This is a genomic window from Flammeovirga yaeyamensis, from assembly GCF_018736045.1.
Lineage (GTDB): Bacteria > Bacteroidota > Bacteroidia > Cytophagales > Flammeovirgaceae > Flammeovirga > Flammeovirga yaeyamensis.
In genome coordinates, this window is sequence record NZ_CP076132.1 from 4,696,272 (window position 1) to 4,717,042 (window position 20,771).

The following is a 20,771-nucleotide window of genomic DNA, read 5'->3' on the forward strand; positions in this document are numbered from 1 at the left end:
TTGGTAAAGCGAAAACTCTGACATTTTTGTGCTTTACAATTTCATGTAATAATCATTCAATACTTAAATTGGATGAATTAGCAATTGATTCAATACAAACATAATTGATTACATAACAATCTAATTATTCAATAAATCATTAATAGTTATGCGATTGTTCACTTGATTTTTATTAGGTTTTAGTAATGAACATTTACAAATTAAACACAATTAGTTTATTAATAGCTACTTAGTTTTTGATATCGATTCAACATATTATGCGAACAGATAAATAAAAAAGAATATTCACATAAGTAACAAAATTACACTTGTTTTACATCAAACATAATTAATATAAGTTTCTTAAACCTTCAAACACTTCAGTATAACCTCCTTTTTTAAATTGTGTTGGTGTGAGTCCAGTTTCTTTTTTGAATAGATTTGTAAAATGTGTTACAGAGTTATATCCTACTTTATTGGCAATTTCTGAGATTCCTAAATTAGTCCCTACAATTAAAGATTTTGCTTTTTGCATCCTTAAGAATTTTATATAATCGTACATAGAATATTTAAAGTAATCTTTAAACAAGTGATGCAATTTGGTTTTAGAAAACCCTATTCGCTTACATAAATCTTCTATAGATATTTCCTCTTCGAGATTGTCTTTGATGTACTGTTCCAATTCATCCAACTTCCCTTGGATCTCTTTTTTCATAGAATACTTAGCCTCTGCTCCATCAGTTAGCCTATAATAGACTTCTGACACAATCATTAAAACAACACCTTTATAAATAGGTTTTCGAAGCTCTAAAGGATAACTTCTAGACATCAACTGTTCTAAAGTTTTTTCAAAATGAACTCCATATTCCATTTTATTAAAAAATGTACGGTTTGTTTCGATGCCTATATCAAAATAAGAGTGGGATTTCAGAAAATCTTTAAAATTCCTTTTTAACCAATCAAAAGAAACATATAGTGTTAAGAAAGTGTGGTGCAAATTCGCAGGGAAATTTCCATAAATAGAGGAGTTATCAGAATAGATTAAAATATTTTTTTCATCTGATAAACTTTTATCGGGAAAATGACTCAACGTCATCCCTTCTGGATAGCCATGAAAAGCAAACTCAAAAACCATAAATTTGGCTTTCGATTTTCTTCCATGTTCTTTGAATAATACATTATGATTGAGGGTCACATCAGAATATCGAATAAATAAACCGTCTTCAATATTGATTAATTCAAACCTTGCCTTTCCCAGGTCATTATCCATGACGAGGTGTTTATCACTTTCCTCTATAAAAGGACCAATCTGAGGAGCTGCTTCTACTACCCAGTTTTCTCTATCAAATATTTCGACTATAATTTGGTCCTCTTTCATGTTTCTTAAATTGATTTCATTATCAATCTATTCAATTTAAATAAAAAAAACTCCTTTTATTAAAAAATAAAAGGAGTTTAAAATAGATGTGATAATACTATGCTAAACTGTCGCTGTTACTTCAGCCAACAAGTATTTTTTGAATTTTTTGAAATCGGCCTCTAATAAAGTCGCTTTTTTAGGACGATCGATGATCTCCTGTAACCTTTGAGGGATTTCTAGTTTTTTATTGATGACAGGCTCAACAATCTCAACAAATTTCACTGGGTGAGCTGTTGATAAGAATACACCTGCTGTTTTCTTTCCTATTTCTTCTTTATCCATATAATCCTTCAACGCTTGGTAGCCAATTGCTGAGTGAGGACAAAGAATATATTTCGTTTGATCATATACTTCTTTCATTGTATCACGAGTTTCCTCGTCAGTGAAATAAGTACCTGTTACCCTTTCTTTCAACGTTTCGAAATCGTTGTTATGCAACTCCAATAAACGTGGGAAGTTCGAAGGGTTACCTACATCCATAGCATTTGATATGGTAGCTAATGATGGACGAGGTTGGAAGATCTCAGTTCTTAAATAAACTGGAACAACTTTATTCGCATTAGTTGCCGCAATAAAGTGCTCTACCTTTAATCCCATTCTGTTGGCAATCATACCACCACACAAGTTACCGAAGTTACCTGATGGAGTACAGAAGATCACTTTTTTAAATCCTTCTCTCTTTAACTGAGCAAATGCGTTAAAGTAGTAGAATGATTGAGGAATTAAACGGCTAATATTAATAGAGTTCGCTGATGTTAAATTCAACGTCTCTGCAAGTTCTTTGTCTAGGAATGCTTCTTTTACCAATCGCTGACAGTCATCGAATGTACCTTCGATTTCTACCGCTTTGATGTTACCACCATTGGTTGTTAACTGTTGTTCTTGGATAGGACTTACTTTACCTTTAGGATAAAGAATAGTCACTTGAATTCCTTCCACCCCAAAGAAACCCTGTGCCACAGCACTACCTGTATCGCCAGAAGTGGCTACTAAAATATGTAACTTCTCACCTTTGTCTAAGAAATAAGACATTAGTCGAGCCATAAACCTTGCACCAAAATCTTTGAATGCTAGGGTTGGTCCGTGGAACAATTCAAGAGAATAAATCTGATCCACAACTTTTACGATAGGTGCATCAAAATTTACTGCATCGTCTACAATTTTACGAATTTCTTCAGACGGTACATCTTCGCTTAATAAAGCATTGGTCACTTCATAAGCAATATCTTGAAATGATAGTTTTTCGATGTTATCAAAAAACTCCTGAGGTAATTTTGCAATTTTCTCAGGCATATATAACCCGTTATCTTCAGGTAATCCTTTAAATAAGGCTTTCTTTAAGCTGGCCTCTTCGGCTTGTCGTTTAGTACTGTAATAGATCATCGTTCTCTCTTTTCGCACTCCTACAATTTTTGATTTTCAATAAGTATGTCCGGGTGTTTATTGAAAATATCTCAAGCAAAGATATGTATTTTCTAAAAAATTTCAATAAAACATGTAGTTTAATAATCATTTTACAATAAAATCACCCACATTCTTGTTATATTTTTTTTTATTTTAGTGGTTTGATACAATTTCAACATAAATTGTGATATTCCTCTAATGACTATGAAAAACATATCAACCCTAATATTTATAACTCTATTATCCTTTTTATCATTCCAAACCGAGGCAAAAAAGATTGCTTTAGTGATCGGAATAGATACTTACGTTCCTAAGGAACAGGTCAATCAAAAAATTACATGGAAGAATTTAAATGGTGCAGTGCGTGATGCAAATGCGATGGCAAATGTACTAAAGTGTAAATATCAATTTGATGAGATTCGTTTGCTAGATTCGCCTGATAAGACCACAATGCAGGAATTAAAATCATCTTTTCAATGGCTAGTGGATCAGACCAAGAACGGTGATATTGTATTCGTTTATTATGCAGGACATGGCTCACAGGTAGAAAACTCCATGCACTTTGAGGCCGATAAGATGCAAGAATGTATTGTTCCTTCGGATGCTTATAAAGGTGATCAAAATTATATTTTAGATATAGAACTTAATAAATACTTCTTGGGTATCACTAAAAAGAAAGGAAAATTAACCACCATTTTTGATAGCTGCCATAGTGGATCTGTTACTAGAGGTGCAAGTTCTGGAACATCTCCTGAACCTGTAACAAGAAGTTTGAATTATACTTTCCCCGACATCAAAACGACTGTGGAGAAAACGATTCCTCCTTCAACACAGGGTGCTTTAGTGATCTCGGCTGCACAAAATAACGAATTAGCTTCTGAGACGGTTAATCAAGAAGGTCTTCCACAAGGGGCTTTTACAGATGCTTTTCTAAAGGCGATCAATGCTTCACCTGCTCAGGAAGATGCGGCTACTTTAGAAAAAAGAATCCGTTCGCTTTTAAGGTTCAGTGGTAAAACACAGACGCCTACTTTTGAAGGTGATAAAGAACGTATGTCGAGCTCTCTTTTTGGAGAGGTAGTATCTTCTTCTGATTCTCCATTATTCTTTGTGGAGAAGATAAATGCAGCAAACGGTGAATTAAAAATATTGGGAGGAGCTGCCTTACAGTTAACCAAAGGTAGTATTTTAAGTGATGACAAAGGAAATGAAATTGAAATCACTTTACTCGATGGTATGACCAACTCTTATGGCAAAGTAGCCAAAGGCCAACTATCTGATATTAAAGAGGGTGACGCATTTGAAATTAAAACACTCATTCATAAAGGAACGGCCAACCTAAAGGTATATATTCCAGTTAGCTCTTTATCGGATGATCAATTAAAAGGTTTTTCCACTACAATTGCTTCTCTTTCTAGTGATTTTAATATGGTAAAACCATGGGATAGTCATCAGTTTACTGTGGCCTACCAAGAAAGTGAAAAGTTATGGGTCATGACTTCTCATGATGGCAACCAAAGATCGAACAAATCACTTGATAAAAAGAGCATTGAGTTAATGCTAAAAGAATTAGGAGGAACAAAAACAAGTACATTATCTGTTATTCTTCCATTATCAAAAGAGAAAAGTAATAAATTAAATGCAACATTAAAGGAGACGGCCACTCAGGTAACAAACAATGAGAATGAAGCTTTGTATAGTTTAGCCGGGATTTCACATCAAGGAAAATTGGCTTACTCCTGGGTCTTACTCTCTGCTGATGTTTCTCAGAATAATGAGTTAAGAACGCTGCCACTATATGCCGATCCTCAAATTTCAACATCATCCAACTTTATATTTAACCTAGAAAGCCAAGCACAAAAAATCGGTGCCGCTAAAAAGTGGATGACGTTAAGATCGCCAGTAAAGATGACATTCCCTTACGAACTCTGCTTGATCAATTTAGACAACAACGAAGTAATTAATGAGGGCAAAGTGTATGAAGGACAAAATATGCGTTTGGCTTTTAAAAAGGATCAAACACTTTTCCCTGCCTGGAAAAAACAAAACATGTTCCTGTATGTCTTCATCATCGATAATGCTGGAGGAATGCAGTTGGTTCTCCCTTATCAATTCTCGGACAATAAATCAGATAATATCTTAGAAGGATATGCTAAAGATGTAGTTCCTGTTAACTTAGAAGGAAACTATATCGATTTTACGGTATCCGGAACGGGAGTAGATAAAATGTTCTTACTCGCTTCCGAAGAAGCCATTCCAAATGCTGAAATGCTATTTAATGTTGACGGTGTGAGAAGTCAATCAAGAGGAGAAGCACCTAATGCACTTACTGATCTTCTTGGTAGTATCAACACCAACACAAGAGGTTTGAGTATGAAACCTAGACGTGTGGAGACGGTGTGGAGTATCAGCTCGAAGGTATTTGAGTCTTGTGAGGCACAGTAAATTTTAGGGAATAAGTAATAGGTAATAACTAATAAGAGAAGCCATTAAGTGATTTTTAGATTGCTTGATGGCTTTTTTATATGTAACAATTTTATGGTTGGTTACTTATGTTTTATTAATTAGTAACATTGTAACTTTTTTATTTAGTTTGCAGTTAAACAACTATCTATAACATTAAATAATCGAATACTATGCCTGTTTTCACAGCTACATTAAAACACTCCGGTACTACTAATGGAGTGAGATACGAAAAAGGAATGTCTGTTCAAGTGGTCTCTCAAACCACTTCCAATCCACTTACTGTAAATGGAGGAAAACCTGTCATCGACGCATTTATGCGTATGTATGGAATTGATATTAAAAAAGCGGGGTTGGTGAGCTCGGCGTATGTGGAGGTTAGATTAGGATAGTTTTCAATAACCTTTAAAAGATTAACATCATTTATTATGAATACAAAAGATACTATTTTATCAATTTCAGATAAATACGAATTAAAGAATATTACTGAAAAAATAAATAAATTTAAAGCAACAGAAGAGAATGTAAATGTTGCTTTTTTAGGTGAATTTTCATCAGGTAAAACCTCTTTAATCAACGCTTTACTTAAAAAGAAGTTTTTACCAATGTTTGACAAACCTACAACAGCTGTTATTACCGAAATTAAATCCGGAGATAAAAATAAGTTTGAAGTAGTAGCAACAGATATAGATGGTTCTGAAAATCGAAGAGAAATTTCTGTTTCAAATCTAGCAGAGGAAGTTCAAAAAGATTCAAATAACAATCGTATTGAAATTGAAATAAAAAATACAGAGTTATTAGATGAAAAAACAGTACTCATTGACACTCCTGGTGTTGCCTCTATTAATGATACACATTCAGATGTTACTTATGGGTATTTACCAACAGTTGATGTTGCTTTTGTGGTTGTGAATGTAAATATGGGCAGTATTTCAAAAGGGTTAGAGCAATTTATCAATCAATATCCTGATGATATTAAATCTAAAATCTATTTTGTGCTAACACATGTAGATACAAAATCTGAAGCACAAGTAGAAAAACTTGAAAATGAGTTTAAAACTGCTTTATCTCCAATTATTGCCAATCCTAAAATTTTCAAAGTATCTTCTAAAAAAGCAATTGAAGGGAATACAAATAATAACACCGAACTTTATCAAAGATCTGGTGTCGCTGAAATTGCAAATGTTATTTCTAATGAAATTCCACAATATAAATTAGAAGTACAAAGGAAAAAAGAAAATGAATTTTTAAAGCAATGTAATAAAGATCTGTTAGTACAACTTGAAACTATCAAAGATGGATTGTCATATAATTCCGAAGAGTATGATCAAGAAATTAAGACAATATCAGCAGAACTTGAAAAGTTACAAAGAGCGGAAAAAAGTCTAAAACAGGAATTGCAAAATACAAAAAATGATATTACTCTAAACGCTAGACGTATAGCTGCTAATATTACACCTGAAATACTCAGCCTAATGACTCAAAATGGTGATATTTCTGAAAGTATTGTCAAAATGGTGGACGGTATTCAAAGACAAATTGAATTAGGGCTAGATTCATTAGAAAAAGTGGAAAACCCTACACTTGATGAACAAATCAAGAATAGTGTATTGCAGAGTATTGAACAAGAATTTAGAGGTACTTTTGAGACTGCAAATAGTATTTCTGGTATTGCTAATATGGCATTAACAGCTTATATAGGTGGAGGTACAGGAGTTGCAGGAAATTTATTAGAAATGGGAATTGGTAAACTTTTAAATGACACTGCAGAAACGAGTAAATCTACTTCTACTACTAAATCCACGAACACCAATACTGCAAAAGGAAGTAGTTTTAAATCAATGGCAGGATCATTTATTAATCAATTAAATATAATTGGACGTGGAAAAGATTTTCTCCTAGAAAAAACGATGTCTGATAAGATTAATTTTTCTCTACAAAATAAAGCATCAGAACAAGTTAACATTGCTTTTAACTATGTTGAGAAGTCACTCTCAAAAGTATTGGATAGTGAGTATTTACAACCAATTAATGAAAAGCAAGAGGCTTTAAAAGCTATTCGAGGTCAAAGAAATAACTCTTTTGATCAAATTGATGCAAGTAAACAAGCGATTAAAAACGATATTCAACAACTTCAAGTTTTATCACTATAAACAATAGACATCATGAGTAAAAAAATAAATATAGATAAGTTTCAAAATATATTAGAAAGTTATAGTCGCTATATATTATATCCTCTACACACAAACTCTTACTACTTCATTAACAGTATTCTTCCTAATCCAGAAGAAAGGAAAGGTGAATTAGTAGAAAAAAATAATAATATAAGAGATCTTGAAAAAGAACTAACTAGCCTTGAGTCAGAAATTAAAAAAGGGAATGAACCTTTAAAACTAGGCATTGTTGGTGGTTTTTCTACTGGTAAATCGTCTTTTATTAATGCTCTTATTGGGGAAGAATTACTTGGCGTTAAATTACAGCCTGCAACAGCACAAGTAACATACCTCAAATATGGGGAAAAGTTAACCTATAAAAAAGTATTAAAGAGTGGAGAAGAAATTATAATATCTCCTGAGGTCTATCAAAATGCAAGTAATCATGCTGATAATAATGTGGCAAAAGCAGGTGATAGTGATCTTTCCCACTTTTTAATTACTTATCCTGCTCCATTTCTCAGTACCATTAATATCATTGACACTCCAGGTTTCTCTTCAGAAAGTAAAGCTGATGATGAAGTAACAAAAGGTTGGATTGATGAACTTGATGCTTTAGTGTGGCTATTTGATGCTAATAAAGTAGGAGATAAAGAAGAGGCTGATTTATTAAATCAATACCGTGATAAAAAAATCATTGGAATTATTAATAAAATTGATTCTAAACCTCCTAGTGTTCGAGAAAAAATTAAAGCTGAGGTTGAAAAAACATATGCATTTGATTCTGTATTCTTCTATTCTGCTAAAAAAACATTAGATGCTATTACAGGTGAAGTTGAACGAGATGTCCAATTAGAAGCTCTTATTGAAATTTTATTAGAAAATACCGCCTCAAAAGATGATTTACAAATAGATATTTCTGCAAAGGAAATAACTGTTCAAAAGAATGGTGATACTCTGTATAATGAAAAGAAAATTCGTGTAAAAGAAAATAAATTTAAAGAATTTGAAGATGCTTTTCAAAATAGACTTACAGATCTTAAACAAGAAGTACAAAGTATTCTTTTAGAGAACGTGGGTGAACATTACACAGAATTAAATGATTTCAAGTATGAGGTTATTGATGACCTTTCTAGAGAAGTAAATGCTTTACATAAGCAGTTTATTATTGAAGATAAGAAGTTAAGAAAAACATTTGAAGATACAGATAATAACTTAAAAGAATTTTTAGGTAACGAGTTTGATTCATGGCAAAAAGACTTTTTTAATAAACTATTTGATAAAATATTTCAAATACGAGTAGATTCAGGCATTTTTTCAAGCTCAACAATGATTGAAACAAGAACTGATGATCATGACAAAGCATATTACGACGATCTCAAACAACGTACTGAGAATCGTTTTAATAGCTTCCTAAATACAATATTAAATAATTATGGTAATACACTAAATAATCTTCAACTGGGAGATCCTAAAGAAATTTCCACTTTATTTGGAGATTCATATAATATGCTTTCTACCATTATTGAAGGTCTTGTTGAATCAACAATTGATGGTACAAAAGCTGTAATTAACTGTTTTGAAGATTATGAAACTTCTAATGCTAATGATGCTAAAGAATGGTGGACTTATAATTTAGACCTTGCAATTCCCGACGAACAATTAAGAGATTATGTAGCAGTAATTGTTAGTGATGATTTCTTTGACATTTGTCAGAAAAGAAGTAATGATTACCAACATTACATCAGCGAGTTAAAAGAAATTCAAGAACTAATTAATAACCTATAATAACAATGTCAGAATCATTATTAGCAGGCTTCCAAAAAGATAAAGAAAATCTTCAAAAGGTTTTTCGTCAAATTATAGATCAAAATATTGCTCCTTGTGAAGCACAAGGAAAAGAATATACTAAAGAATCTGTACAACAGTTAAGCGACGACCTTGATAAAGCAGAATTTACGATTAGTGTTTGTGGACAAATTAATGCAGGTAAATCTACTTTTTTAAATTATTTATTGTTTAAAGATAAGGATGTATTACCAGCTGATGATACTCCATGGACTGCAAAGTTAAGTACTATTCGATATGGAGAAAAAGATCAAGCAACAGTTACATATTATTCTGAAGAGGAATGGAATCAACTCAAAGAATTAAAATATATTGATGAGGATACAAAAGAAGAAATCTCTTTTTATGAAAAATTCTTAGTTGAAGATGTTGATGAAGCAGCTATGGAAGGCATACATCCTGAGGAACTCATTCATAAAGTATCAAAAAAACAAAAAAACATCCCATTAGATCAATTAAAGAATTACGTTACAAAAGGAGGATATTATACTCCTTTTGTACATTCTGTTGATATACAAGTGAATAATGAGATTGCAAAAGGCGTCGTATTTGTAGATACTCCGGGTCTTAATGACCGAAATGTTTTAAGGTCTAAAGTAACAGAAGATTGGATTTGTCGTTCAAGTGCAGTAATCTACTTGTTCTATACAGGGCAACCTTTAAGTAGACCTGATTATGATTTTATCGATCAACACTTACAAAGTGTTCCTTCAGAAAAGTTACTATTTGTACTTACAAAGGCTGATACAAGTGAAGATTATGATTCTGCACTTGCTTATGTAGAAAATTCTCTAAAAACAGATCCAGAGTTAGCAAAAAGAAAATTAATTTCAGATGACCGTAAAGTATATGCTGTATCTACGTTAGCAGCAATTTTAAAATATAAAGAAGAACAAGGTATTGAACTTTCTGATGATGAATACTATCATAAAGAAAGAATGGAAGAAGAAGACTTAGAAGAATTTATTGATGAAGCAGGTTATTTTCCAAAATTTGTTTCTGCTATTCAAGAGCATATTATGAGTGATAAAGGAAAATTTATCATCAATAAAGGTCAAAATGAGGCAAAACAAATTCTAAAGACAAAAGAGCTTGCCCTACAAGGTAAATGTGATGAGCTACAATCTGTTATTAATGATTTAGGGAAAACGGATGAAGAATTAATAGCGAAATTAGATGAAATTAAGACTCTTATTATAGAAAATGAGAATATTAGTAACGAATTTGGAGATAAAAAATTTGACTTACTTGGTACCTTTGAAAATGATTTATCGGAGTTAACAAATACTTTTAAGCAAAAAATTATAGAGAAATCTTATAACGAAATCAATAGTCTTAGCTCAGTCAAAGAAAAAATTACTTTAACTGGTTTCCATGTAAAGTCCGTAATTGAGGCATCTATCTATACCCTTAATAATAATATTCAACAACTTAATATTAATAATAAAGTCGATAATCTTCAGCAAGAAATTAGTTCCAAAATACGACAAATGCTCGAAGGGAATGATTTAAGTAATCGTTTATCTGTTTTTATGCCTCCTGTAGTACCTTTAAAACAGGTTTTGGATGGTTTAAATTTAGAAAAACTAGATTCCTCAACACTTAAAAGTACAGCTAGAACGAGAGAATGGTATGGAGCTATAAATGAAACACAAACGATGGCAAAAATTAAAACTGAAATTGCCCGTTCTGTAGAAGCTTGTACAAATAAGATTTCCACAAAAGTCTATGATAGTATAGAACAACGTATCAATAAATATTTTGAACAAATGGATCGTAATCTAGATAATGAATTAAAAAAATCTCAAGAACAAGTTAATAATATCCTTAACCAAGATACTAATCAGAAAATATTAGTTAATCAACATAAAGAAGAGTTAACTCATAAATTACAAGAATTAAACTCTTTTCAAGAAATAAAAAAACAAATTTCTAATCAAATATAAATATGAAGAATATGAATAATTTAATCATTTTCGGGAGCGTTTCTTTCGTGATGATCGTTGGTATTTCCAGTTACTATATATATAACACGATTAAGCAAAAAAATAACAATAATAGAAAGTCTAATTTTAAAAAGGATGTCCAAAATATTAGTGTAGAATCTATCACTAATAAATTAAATACTTACTTAGAAGAAGTGAAGCTAGATTCAAAAAAATACTTCGTAAGTAATAAATTGGTTATAGCTTTTAACAATCAGGAGTTAGATATTAATTATACCAATACAATTGAATCAAAAACAGTATATGATTTTGGTTTTACGGAGGATGAAATAAACCAAGCACTTACCTTTCTACATCAGAAGGCTAATAAAGTGGCTAATAAAAATATTAATAAACTAAAAGCACTTTCATTTTTAATTGATTACAACAAAGTCATTGGTAAAAAAGAAGGATTACAAGAAAGTAATGACACTTACAATTTAGCTAGTATGAATCAAGAAGTATTTGAACAAATTGAAAACAATTTGGAGAAAAGTATCAATAGATTAGTTGGATAATTTTAGAATCACAAGACCTTATAGAAGATCTTGTTAGAATTTCTTCTATAAGGTTTTATATTTAACCACATAAAATGAGAACATTAAAAAGTATATCTGATCGATTAAACCAAGCGAGAAATAAAACATATACACATAATACATCTTCAACTGCTAAAGAAAACACTCAAATAAATAATTCAACAGAAATGTTTTGCGGTACTTTAGAAGATGCAATTGATTTATACTATGATGATAAAATTGATGATGCTATTCACATTTTAGAGAAAATATCTAAAAATGATCCAACGTCAAAGTGTTATCATTATTTAGGATTGTGTTATTCATCCCAAAATGAATATCGAAAAGCAATAGACCACTTCAATTTATCTCTAGATATCAACCCAAATAATGTAAAGTCATTAATTGAAAAAGGTAGTATTTTATACGAACACCTTGATAAGTTTGATGAAGCTATAGATTTAGCTGACATAGCAATTTCATTAAACTCTCAAAATGCATGGGGATACTCATTGCGAGGTAAAGTTCATTATGCTAAATCAGAATTTAATAAAGCTATTAAAGATTTTACTAAAGCAATCATTCTTGATAAGGGAGAATTTGCTTGGTTTTATTATTATAGAGGAGTTAGCTATAAAGCAAATGAACAATTAAATAAGGCTAAATGTGATATAGAAAGAGCTATTCAAGTAAAGGATTCTGTTCAAAATTTTTATTATGAATTAGGTTTAATTCAAAATACTTTAGATGAGGATTTAGAAGCCATTCAATCTATTTCAAAGGCAATAGACCTTTGTGAAAATGATGTTCCTGCAAGCTATTTCGGTAACAGAGGTAGTATCTACTCTTTTTTAGGAGATTATGATAAAGCCATCGTAGATCTAGAAAAAGCCATAACATTAGATCCTAAATATGATTTTGCTTATAAAATAATAGGATATATATATATGGAATTAGAAAAGGAAGAGGAAGCACTAGATAATTATAAAAAAGCAGTAGATATAGATGTTGATTATAGCGATGCTTATGATAAAATGGCATTATGCTATTTAATACTTGATAATATGGAGATAGCAAAAGAAGCTGCAGAAGAAGCCTTAGAAATAAATCCTAATCTAATTACTTCTCTAAATATATTAGGAACATATTACCTTAACATTGAACAACAAGTTAGAGCAAAAAGATATTTCTCCAGGTCATTAGATATTGATCCTGAACATGAATATGCAATTGAACATCTTCAAAAATGTAATTAATTCCTTACTTCTAACCTTTATTATAGCTTACTACATTAAGTAGTCTTAGTGATTTAACCTACAACCTAATTACAATGAAATTTATTTATATCAGTCTTTTCATTATTCAATTACCCTATCATCACCTTAGTATGTTCAGCTATTCTGGTTGTAGTGATGTATTCTGTTGTCAAACAGATAATAAAAAGTATAAAAGAGATGATATCCTTATTATTTAGCGATCCTAAATTATTCTTTAAAAACTTTTTGAAAGCTCTTTTCTCAGAATAATACTACTTTCAAATGAAACTCCTTATCCTCCTCCCACTACTCCTCACCTCCTGCCTCAACACCTCAGACATTCAAAAAATTAATTCTGAAGTTGAACTTTTAAAAGGGCATGAAATAGTAGAGCAATTATTAGATTGTAATGATGGTGATGTAGAACAACTTGCTAGAATATTTTCAACTTCAGTACCGGTGATTCAACGGATACAAAACAAAGAATCTGAATTGACATTTTCGGCTGATCAGCAGTGGAAAGATGTACTTAAGAAAGTGAAAATTGAGGGGAGTGGAGTTTTCTACGATTTAGACCCTTATTACGAATCACGGACAAGGAAAGTACTTTATTATATCTATGAATTTTGGTGGATTTACCCTTTTTTATACCTAATTCCTCTTCTCTTTTTTAAAGAGTTTTTTACCCTAAATTTATTTGTGGGTTCTGTATTAAAGGATATAATTTTAATGATAACACTGTTATCTCTCAATTGGGTGTTCCCTTATGTGTCTCCTATTGATTTACAATCAAAGACTCATGATTTGAAAGTAGAACGCCTCCTTAAGAGATAGAAAGAAATACTAATTCCAAAGTTGATTTACTTCAGCAAGATTTAAAGCCCAGTGCTGATCATATATCTGGTCAGCATTTTCTTTTTCATTAGCAATTTCTTGTTGATGTACTTCGGCTTTTAACTCTAGGAGTTCTCCTATTTTTATTTTGGAATCTAGTCTTTTGATTAAAGCTTTTACAGCATATAGAGACATATTATGTACCACTTGTCCACCGAATTCTAACTCCAGCCATAAAACTTCTTTCTTTTCGACATCCAATACCCCAAAGAGCAATCCTTTTGTAAGGTTGTTATCATTGATCTTTACTTGTTGTTGTACATGTGCAGGGTGATAGGCCACTCCACTTTTAGTTACTTTCATTGGGTGTTTGGCATCCATCCAACCTACCATTAAGTTGGGAGATAGATTACCAGAGGAATAACTGTTACAAGTAAAATAAACGTATTTCGCTTTTAATTGCTGAAGAGTTGGAATATCTATTTCTATATATTCTGCCGTTCCAATTTGGTCTGGAATATAAATTATATCACCGCTATGTTTACACCCATCAATCACCATGTTTCCATAGTTGCAGTATTCTTGCTTATTAGAGTAGACTACAGCACAACTTAAATCCATATCCAAATGTTGAGCCGGCAACCCTTCTCCCCATTGCATAAACAAACGAATGGTATCTCCTTTCAAAGGTAACTTTACGCCTGAAGGCATGTAATTATTATCCTGAATCGTTTGACTTCTATCTCCAATGGAAATAGGTACATTATACAACTGAGGGTCAATATAAATAGATCGAGCCGTACCCACTTCCTGCTGTGATAAATGCTTTTTGATGATTTCCAGTGTAAATGATTTTATTTTCTGAACAATCTCCTCTCGCTCTACTTTTGTCAGTTGATGAATATTTTTATTCTTCATAATATGTAAATGCTTCCCTCCCAACGGCTTCACCAAACGGTCACCAGTGGGACTGAAATAATATTCAGCATACATACTCAACGTCATGATCAAACGCATAGGAACCTTAGAAGAGATCTCCTCGAAATGTTTGAGCGTATCATCTACTCCAAATCGAAAAATCAAAGAAAATAAAGACCTTGAAAAATAGCCAGGATTCGCCTTTAGCAATTCAAAAGCCTCCGGCCTTTTTTTGTACTTTAAGAAATGGTTCAATTGACCTCTCCACACCTCATAATTACTATTATAAAACGCATCTAATAATTGTGCTAACTGACCAAAATCTCTATGATTACTCCATTCTGTTAGTCGCAATGCTCTAATCACTCTTACCCACATATTTCTATTGGGGTGCATCTCTTCACATTGCTTCTCGATACTCATCGGTAATTCATTGATCCATTGTGCATATTTTCTACATTCACTTCTAGAAAAATGTAATTTGATTTTTTCTTTCTGAACCTGAACCAATTTTTTATTGATAGTAGTCCTAATATGCCACACCTGAGTATTTTCAAAATTTCTAACAATAATTGTTTTGGGTTTGATGATCTGTAAGTAACCTGTTTTTTTATACCATAAATACCTAAGAATATCCTTCGGTGATTGTAATAATTCCTTTAACTTATCATGCTCTTCATTCGTGATTAAATAGTCGATCACTAAAGCTTTATTCTCCTTAGTAATAAACTTGAGCTTTTTCGGTAAACCAAAATGGAATAGCAATGTCTTCAGGCTTTCTACTTGTGTTGCATCCAAAGGATTTTTGGACTGTAATAAACCTAAAAAATGCTTTTCTAAATCCTCTTCTGTCCACAATTCTAGTTTTCTAAAACCTATCGCGTCAGACTGTTCCAATATTAATTTCTCAAATTGAAAAGGTGTACCACAAATCGGGCAACCATTGTATTTTTCCAACTTAAAAGTACCATCAGGTATTCTATGACCACACGTTAATTGAGTACCTTTTTTCTCACCTAATAGATTAGAAAGCCATACTAATAATAATGTTTTATTTCTATCTTTAATTTCCTCAGGAATATTCCACTTCCGAATCAATGGCGTCCAGTTGGAATGTAATCGATGAATCTTCTTGAATACACTATAGACCCTTCCCAATTCCTCAGAAGGTGCCTCATTTAAAGCATCAAAAAGTGCTTTGGAAAAGGTGTAACCAATATTCTGAAGTGTTTTTAAAAAAAATAAAGTGTCATCTTTTATGGAGGGGGAATCGGAAGAAGGAAGTTTAGAATTAGACAGTACAATAGCATTATTACGAATGGCAACTTTCTGTAAATCTCTATTCATTAATTGGTAGATATTAGATAAGGGTAAGAATAAAAAGAGATAGGTGGGATTCGAACCCATCTTCGACCCAATTCTACGAAAAGGGGAAATCGAAAAATATGTCCTATTTGACGATGCGCTTAGACTCTCGCTCTATCTCTTATAAGGCAATTGATGTTGGTCCGATATTACAATTTTCATGAAGTAACCAATACTTGGCCTGTTATATGAATACAAATGTAACAATGTTTCTTATTGTTTTATTATATTTGACATTTTTTATAATTACAACAGGATTTTATTTAATCGATTTATTAGTTGAACCTCTACAAGAGTAAGTAAAGTGGTATATTATGAATAGTAAGTAGTTGAGCTTTAATCCAAAAAAAAGTCTTAGTTATTCTGTTTGCTACGTTTTGATATTATGTAATTTATCCATTATTCGATTTCAATCTCTTCATTTATCATAATCAATTAATCTTGAAATTTTTCAAACACCCCATCAATCAACCCCTTCACCTCTTCCAAAGTCTCGTACTTATACGTACTAATCTCCTTACAACCCGATATCATCGCAGAAGTTTTTTCACCCCTGTGGAAACAGTAAATCGGCTTTTTCATTTCTAAACCTCTGCCAATTTCATAGCCTACTCCTAAAGATGGAACAGTCACGTCTGCAATAATCACATCTGAGGCGATAAGCCAAGCCATATCTTGATTATGAATTTCGATATCAGTAATTGCATCTTCTTGAAGATCCATTTGTCCAATATGTTCTGTGAGCACCTCACCATAATTTTTTAAATGGGAAATGATTTCTTGATATAATTGAGCGTCTTGACGTCCTCCGCGGATAGAACCAGAGAAATATATTTTCATTTTAAAATTGAGTTTAATCTAAAGTCTAAAGCTAGATAAAAATTTGATATTCAAGATTGATCTACCTTTTTTTAACAAAGAAACCACTATCAACAATTATCGTTAATAGTGGCGTTACAATTTACATCAAAATATTATGCTAGCTTAAAGTTCTACTTGAACGTGCTGGTTATAATTGATTGCATTCATTAAAAAGAATGCCCAATTGTCTTTAGAGTACTTGATTACCGAAGCTTCATTTCCTTCGTTTAATCTTGTCACTACTGCTTGATTCATGAATATATTTTCAGGATAATTTCCTCCCGATTTTTTAAACTCTTTTTCAGAAATTTGGGCAACCTCATTGTTTGCGTTGTTCTTCACATAGTATGAATTAGGAACAAACTCCATTACAGCTCCTTTAAACTTATACCCTTTTTCCTCAATTTGAAGATGGACTTTCACTTGGGTATTTTTTCCTTTTGGATCATAAAAAACCGTCACCTCATTACTCGAATCATAATTGATGGCTTGTAATAATACAGGCTTTACTTTTTTACCTTTTGTGATGTTGATTTTCTCAAAATAAGAAACCTGAGATTTAGAAATCATCACTTTAGACAAATCCTTATCGCCTACATAACTAATTGATTGATGTTGATTGACAAGATCACTTACCTTCACATCTTTTGAAGTCCCAATAAAAACGGATTTAATATTTTCCAGCTTTAGTTTCACTTTTTGACCAGTTGCCTGATCTTTTACATGAATTTGAGTGATAATATTATCAATACTACCAGAAACAAATTTTATCTGTCCACTGACATATTCACCTTCCTCTGTAAGTACAGAAACAGGAGAGGATAACTCTATATCGTCGGTATTATTAGTGAAATGTGGCATATCCGAAGGTTTGAATGGATAAGTTGGGTTTTTCTTCGATAAATCAATTTCTACAGGAATTAGCTGAGCATAAATTGATGATGAAAAGAAGAAAATCATCACAATAGAAATAATAGTATTTAGCTTCATTTTTAGAATGTATTATAAGTTTAAGTTTTAATTAGCGTTTTACATTCTCTATTTACGTTGAAAAAACGAAGTTGTATTTCTTTATTTTTCTCCTATTGTTCCGAAAAAGAGCCAAAAAAAGTCATGAGAACGGATTCCCATGACTTCTATATTTTTGAATTAAATGGATTAATAATTTCCCCACTTAATGTACGTTTCTAAATCTTTATCGCCTCTACCCGATAAATTGACTACCACTACATCGTCCGGTTTAAAGTCCATTTTGCCTAATGCTGCAAAAGCGTGAGCAGACTCTACCGCTGGAATAATACCTTCTAATCTCGATAATTCCACTCCGGCTGTCATTGCCTCATCATCGGTAACATATTTGAATTGTGCTCTTCCAGAATCAAATAAGTGGGCGTGGATTGGTCCGATACCAGGATAATCCAAACCTGCAGAAATCGAGTAAGGTTCTACCACCTGACCATCTTCCGTCTGCATCAAAATAGTTTTTGATCCGTGTAAAACGCCTGGCGTACCTAAAGCTGTTGTCGCTGCCGACTCACCCGACTCAACACCTAACCCTGCCGCTTCTACTGCTACTAAATTCACATCCAAAGCATCTAAATAATGATAGAAAGCACCTGCAGCATTTGAGCCACCACCCACACATGCAATCACATGATCTGGGTTTTCCTTACCTTCTTTCTCTTTTAATTGCCATTTCATTTCCTCAGAAATAACCGACTGGAATTTAGCCACCATATCAGGATAAGGATGAGGTCCTACTACAGATCCAATGATGTAATGTGTATCTGTTGGGTTATTGATCCAGTGACGCATTGCTTCGTTCGTCGCATCTTTTAGTGTTTTAGAACCACTTTTTGCTGGAACAACTGTAGCTCCTAAAAGACGCATACGCTCTACGTTTGGACGCTGACGGGCGATATCAATTTCTCCCATATAAACGATACACTCCAAGTTCATCAAAGCACAAACTGTTGCTGTAGCCACACCGTGTTGGCCAGCACCTGTCTCTGCAATAATTTTCTTTTTGTTTAGTCGTTTCGCTAATAAAATCTGACCAATAGTGTTGTTCACTTTATGTGCACCTGTGTGGTTCAAATCTTCACGCTTAAGATAAATTTTCGCTCCGTATTTTTCAGATAATTTTTTCGCAAAGTATAAAGGTGTTGGACGACCTACATAGTCTTTCAATAATCCATCAAACTCTTCTTTAAACTTTGGATCGGCAATCATTGCCTCATAATTTTCTTTCAGCTCTTTAACGTTCGGATAAAGCATTTCTGGAATATATGCTCCTCCAAATTGACCGTAATAGCCATACTGATCTGGTTCTTGATAAGTCATATTTCTTTATTTATCGTTGATGGATTTCACCCACTCTGACAAGGAAGTCAATTGCTCCACATCTTTTAATGCCGGTGATATCTCAAATTTACTATTTACATCAATTCCTTTGCAAGGTAAGTGATCTAACTTTCTGATATTCTTAATATTTTCAAGCGAAAGTCCACCACTCAACAGAAAAGGTTTTGTTGAATTGTATTGTTCTAAAACTCCCCAATCAAATGTTTCTCCGGTTCCACCATGTTTAGGTGATTTCGTATCGAAAAGGAAGTAATCCACAAATGCTTCATAAGGCTTTAGTACTTCAAAATTAAACTCATCTTTAATTCCGAAAACTTTAAATACCTCAAACCCTTTTTCTTTTAATGACTGACACAACTCGGGAGTCTCTTTTCCATGCAGTTGAATGACATCAAAATGATATTTTTTAGCGAAATCAAGAATGGTTTGTTTCTCTTCATTCACAAACACTCCTACTCTTTTTGTTTGAATATCGTTCGACCATTTTTCTTCCAAGAAAGAAACGTCTTCTCTTTCTATAAACCTCGATGAAGGTGGGTACATGATAAAGCCCATATAATCAGGCTCCAATGTTAAGACATCATAAATATTCTTTTGATCTCTCATTCCACAAACCTTCCAACTGACGGTTTTGATATTTTGTTTGTCTTTGATCATGAACTAAAGTTTAACTCAATCTATCTATCACAAAACTATGTATATAAGAAAACTAATTCTCCTTTCTTTATTATTTGTTTCTCCTTTGATGGTGTTTTCTCAGCAACCTGAATTTAAATCAATCAAAACTTTTACTGAAGGAAATATTACTACATTAGTTAAAAATGCTTCTATAAATATTTCAAAAAGATTATTTGAAACTGATACAATAAGATTCAATTCAAACATGGATACTATCTTTTTCTCTTCCACTTATTTCAATAATATTTTTGTGACCTATCACCCAAATACTCGGAAAGAAAAATTTCAAATAATACCTTCTAAAAAGGCATTTTATGTAGTTGAATTAGATTCTATCATTATCGATTCTTTAACCTTAAAGGAAAACAGTAAAAAGAAACTAGAATTTTTCCCTCAATGTGAAGCTGATTCTATTAATTTCTTAATGAAAGAACAAATTATCACACTGTCTGAAAATGCTAAAATCAAATTTGAATTATTTATGGTAAAGGGAAATAAAATTCAGTATAACTTCTACACAAAAGATATTTCCATTTACATTTCAAAAGACATTCTAACAATTATCACAAACCCTGAAATTATTTCGATCCAAGGAAAAATTAAATCAAAGATCGATAAAAACGGATATCTAATTTTGAAACAAGACTGTATTTACAACAGTGAAACAAATATTCTCCGCCCCTTAAAATAATTTCAAAAAGAAGGAGGCAACTACTATCTTTGAT

The 20,771-nt window shown here is 32.1% G+C and carries 16 protein-coding genes; 9 read left to right on the forward strand and 7 right to left on the reverse strand.

The annotated features are described in order from the left end of the window. Positions 1–328 precede the first annotated feature (328 nt). The gene (locus KMW28_RS18765) at positions 329–1,357 is read right to left on the reverse strand and encodes a helix-turn-helix domain-containing protein (RefSeq protein ID WP_169666928.1); all 1,029 of its coding nucleotides are present in this window, start codon (positions 1,355–1,357) and stop codon (positions 329–331) included. Between the two features lie 102 nt (positions 1,358–1,459). Beyond that, positions 1,460–2,782, reverse strand: a complete 1,323-nt coding sequence (gene thrC / locus KMW28_RS18770; protein ID WP_169666969.1) for a threonine synthase — start codon at positions 2,780–2,782, stop codon at positions 1,460–1,462. A 225-nt stretch (positions 2,783–3,007) separates the two neighbouring features. Between thrC and KMW28_RS18775 the strand changes: the two genes are divergently transcribed. From KMW28_RS18775 to KMW28_RS18810, 8 genes are all read left to right on the forward strand, one after another. Further along, positions 3,008–5,248: a caspase family protein gene (locus KMW28_RS18775; protein ID WP_169666926.1), complete on the forward strand. Its 2,241-nt coding sequence runs from the start codon at positions 3,008–3,010 to the stop codon at positions 5,246–5,248. Positions 5,249–5,439: 191 nt separating this feature from the next. Continuing rightward, a complete protein-coding gene (locus KMW28_RS18780) occupies positions 5,440–5,658 on the forward strand; it encodes a DUF6140 family protein (RefSeq protein WP_169666924.1) in 219 nt (72 codons plus the stop codon). Positions 5,659–5,694: 36 nt separating this feature from the next. Beyond that, a complete protein-coding gene (locus KMW28_RS18785; RefSeq protein WP_169666922.1) occupies positions 5,695–7,419 on the forward strand; it encodes a dynamin family protein in 1,725 nt (574 codons plus the stop codon). Positions 7,420–7,431: 12 nt separating this feature from the next. Continuing rightward, entirely contained in the window at positions 7,432–9,207 is a 1,776-nt protein-coding gene (locus KMW28_RS18790; protein WP_169666920.1) for a dynamin family protein, read from the forward strand. Positions 9,208–9,212: 5 nt separating this feature from the next. After that, positions 9,213–11,213, forward strand: coding sequence for a dynamin family protein (locus tag KMW28_RS18795; RefSeq protein WP_169666918.1), 2,001 nt, complete (start codon positions 9,213–9,215; stop codon positions 11,211–11,213). Between the two features lie 11 nt (positions 11,214–11,224). After that, complete coding sequence (locus KMW28_RS18800; RefSeq protein ID WP_169666917.1) at positions 11,225–11,770, forward strand: hypothetical protein; 546 nt, start codon at positions 11,225–11,227, stop codon at positions 11,768–11,770. Positions 11,771–11,844: 74 nt separating this feature from the next. After that, positions 11,845–13,026 (forward strand): tetratricopeptide repeat protein, encoded by a 1,182-nt coding sequence (locus tag KMW28_RS18805; RefSeq protein ID WP_169666915.1) that lies wholly within the window; start codon positions 11,845–11,847, stop codon positions 13,024–13,026. A gap of 282 nt (positions 13,027–13,308) precedes the next feature. Next, positions 13,309–13,860 carry a hypothetical protein gene (locus tag KMW28_RS18810; protein ID WP_169666913.1) on the forward strand — a complete coding sequence of 184 codons (552 nt, stop codon included), beginning with the start codon at positions 13,309–13,311 and terminating at the stop codon, positions 13,858–13,860. A gap of 9 nt (positions 13,861–13,869) precedes the next feature. Here the strand turns inward: KMW28_RS18810 and KMW28_RS18815 are convergent, their stop codons facing one another. The 5 genes from KMW28_RS18815 to KMW28_RS18835 form a co-directional block, all read right to left on the reverse strand. Next, positions 13,870–16,125: a hypothetical protein gene (locus KMW28_RS18815; RefSeq protein ID WP_169666911.1), complete on the reverse strand. Its 2,256-nt coding sequence runs from the start codon at positions 16,123–16,125 to the stop codon at positions 13,870–13,872. Positions 16,126–16,578: 453 nt separating this feature from the next. Next, the gene (locus tag KMW28_RS18820; protein ID WP_169666909.1) at positions 16,579–16,983 is read right to left on the reverse strand and encodes a nucleoside 2-deoxyribosyltransferase; all 405 of its coding nucleotides are present in this window, start codon (positions 16,981–16,983) and stop codon (positions 16,579–16,581) included. Between the two features lie 144 nt (positions 16,984–17,127). Next, entirely contained in the window at positions 17,128–17,994 is an 867-nt protein-coding gene (locus KMW28_RS18825) for a hypothetical protein (protein ID WP_169666907.1), read from the reverse strand. A 168-nt stretch (positions 17,995–18,162) separates the two neighbouring features. Further along, entirely contained in the window at positions 18,163–19,347 is a 1,185-nt protein-coding gene (trpB, locus tag KMW28_RS18830; RefSeq protein WP_066211941.1) for a tryptophan synthase subunit beta, read from the reverse strand. 6 nt (positions 19,348–19,353) lie between these two features. Next, a complete protein-coding gene (locus tag KMW28_RS18835) occupies positions 19,354–20,025 on the reverse strand; it encodes a phosphoribosylanthranilate isomerase (RefSeq protein ID WP_169666905.1) in 672 nt (223 codons plus the stop codon). Positions 20,026–20,062: 37 nt separating this feature from the next. On the opposite strand from KMW28_RS18835, the gene KMW28_RS18840 reads away from it, so the two are divergent. Next, the gene (locus KMW28_RS18840) at positions 20,063–20,737 is read left to right on the forward strand and encodes a hypothetical protein (RefSeq protein WP_169666903.1); all 675 of its coding nucleotides are present in this window, start codon (positions 20,063–20,065) and stop codon (positions 20,735–20,737) included. Positions 20,738–20,771 lie beyond the last annotated feature (34 nt).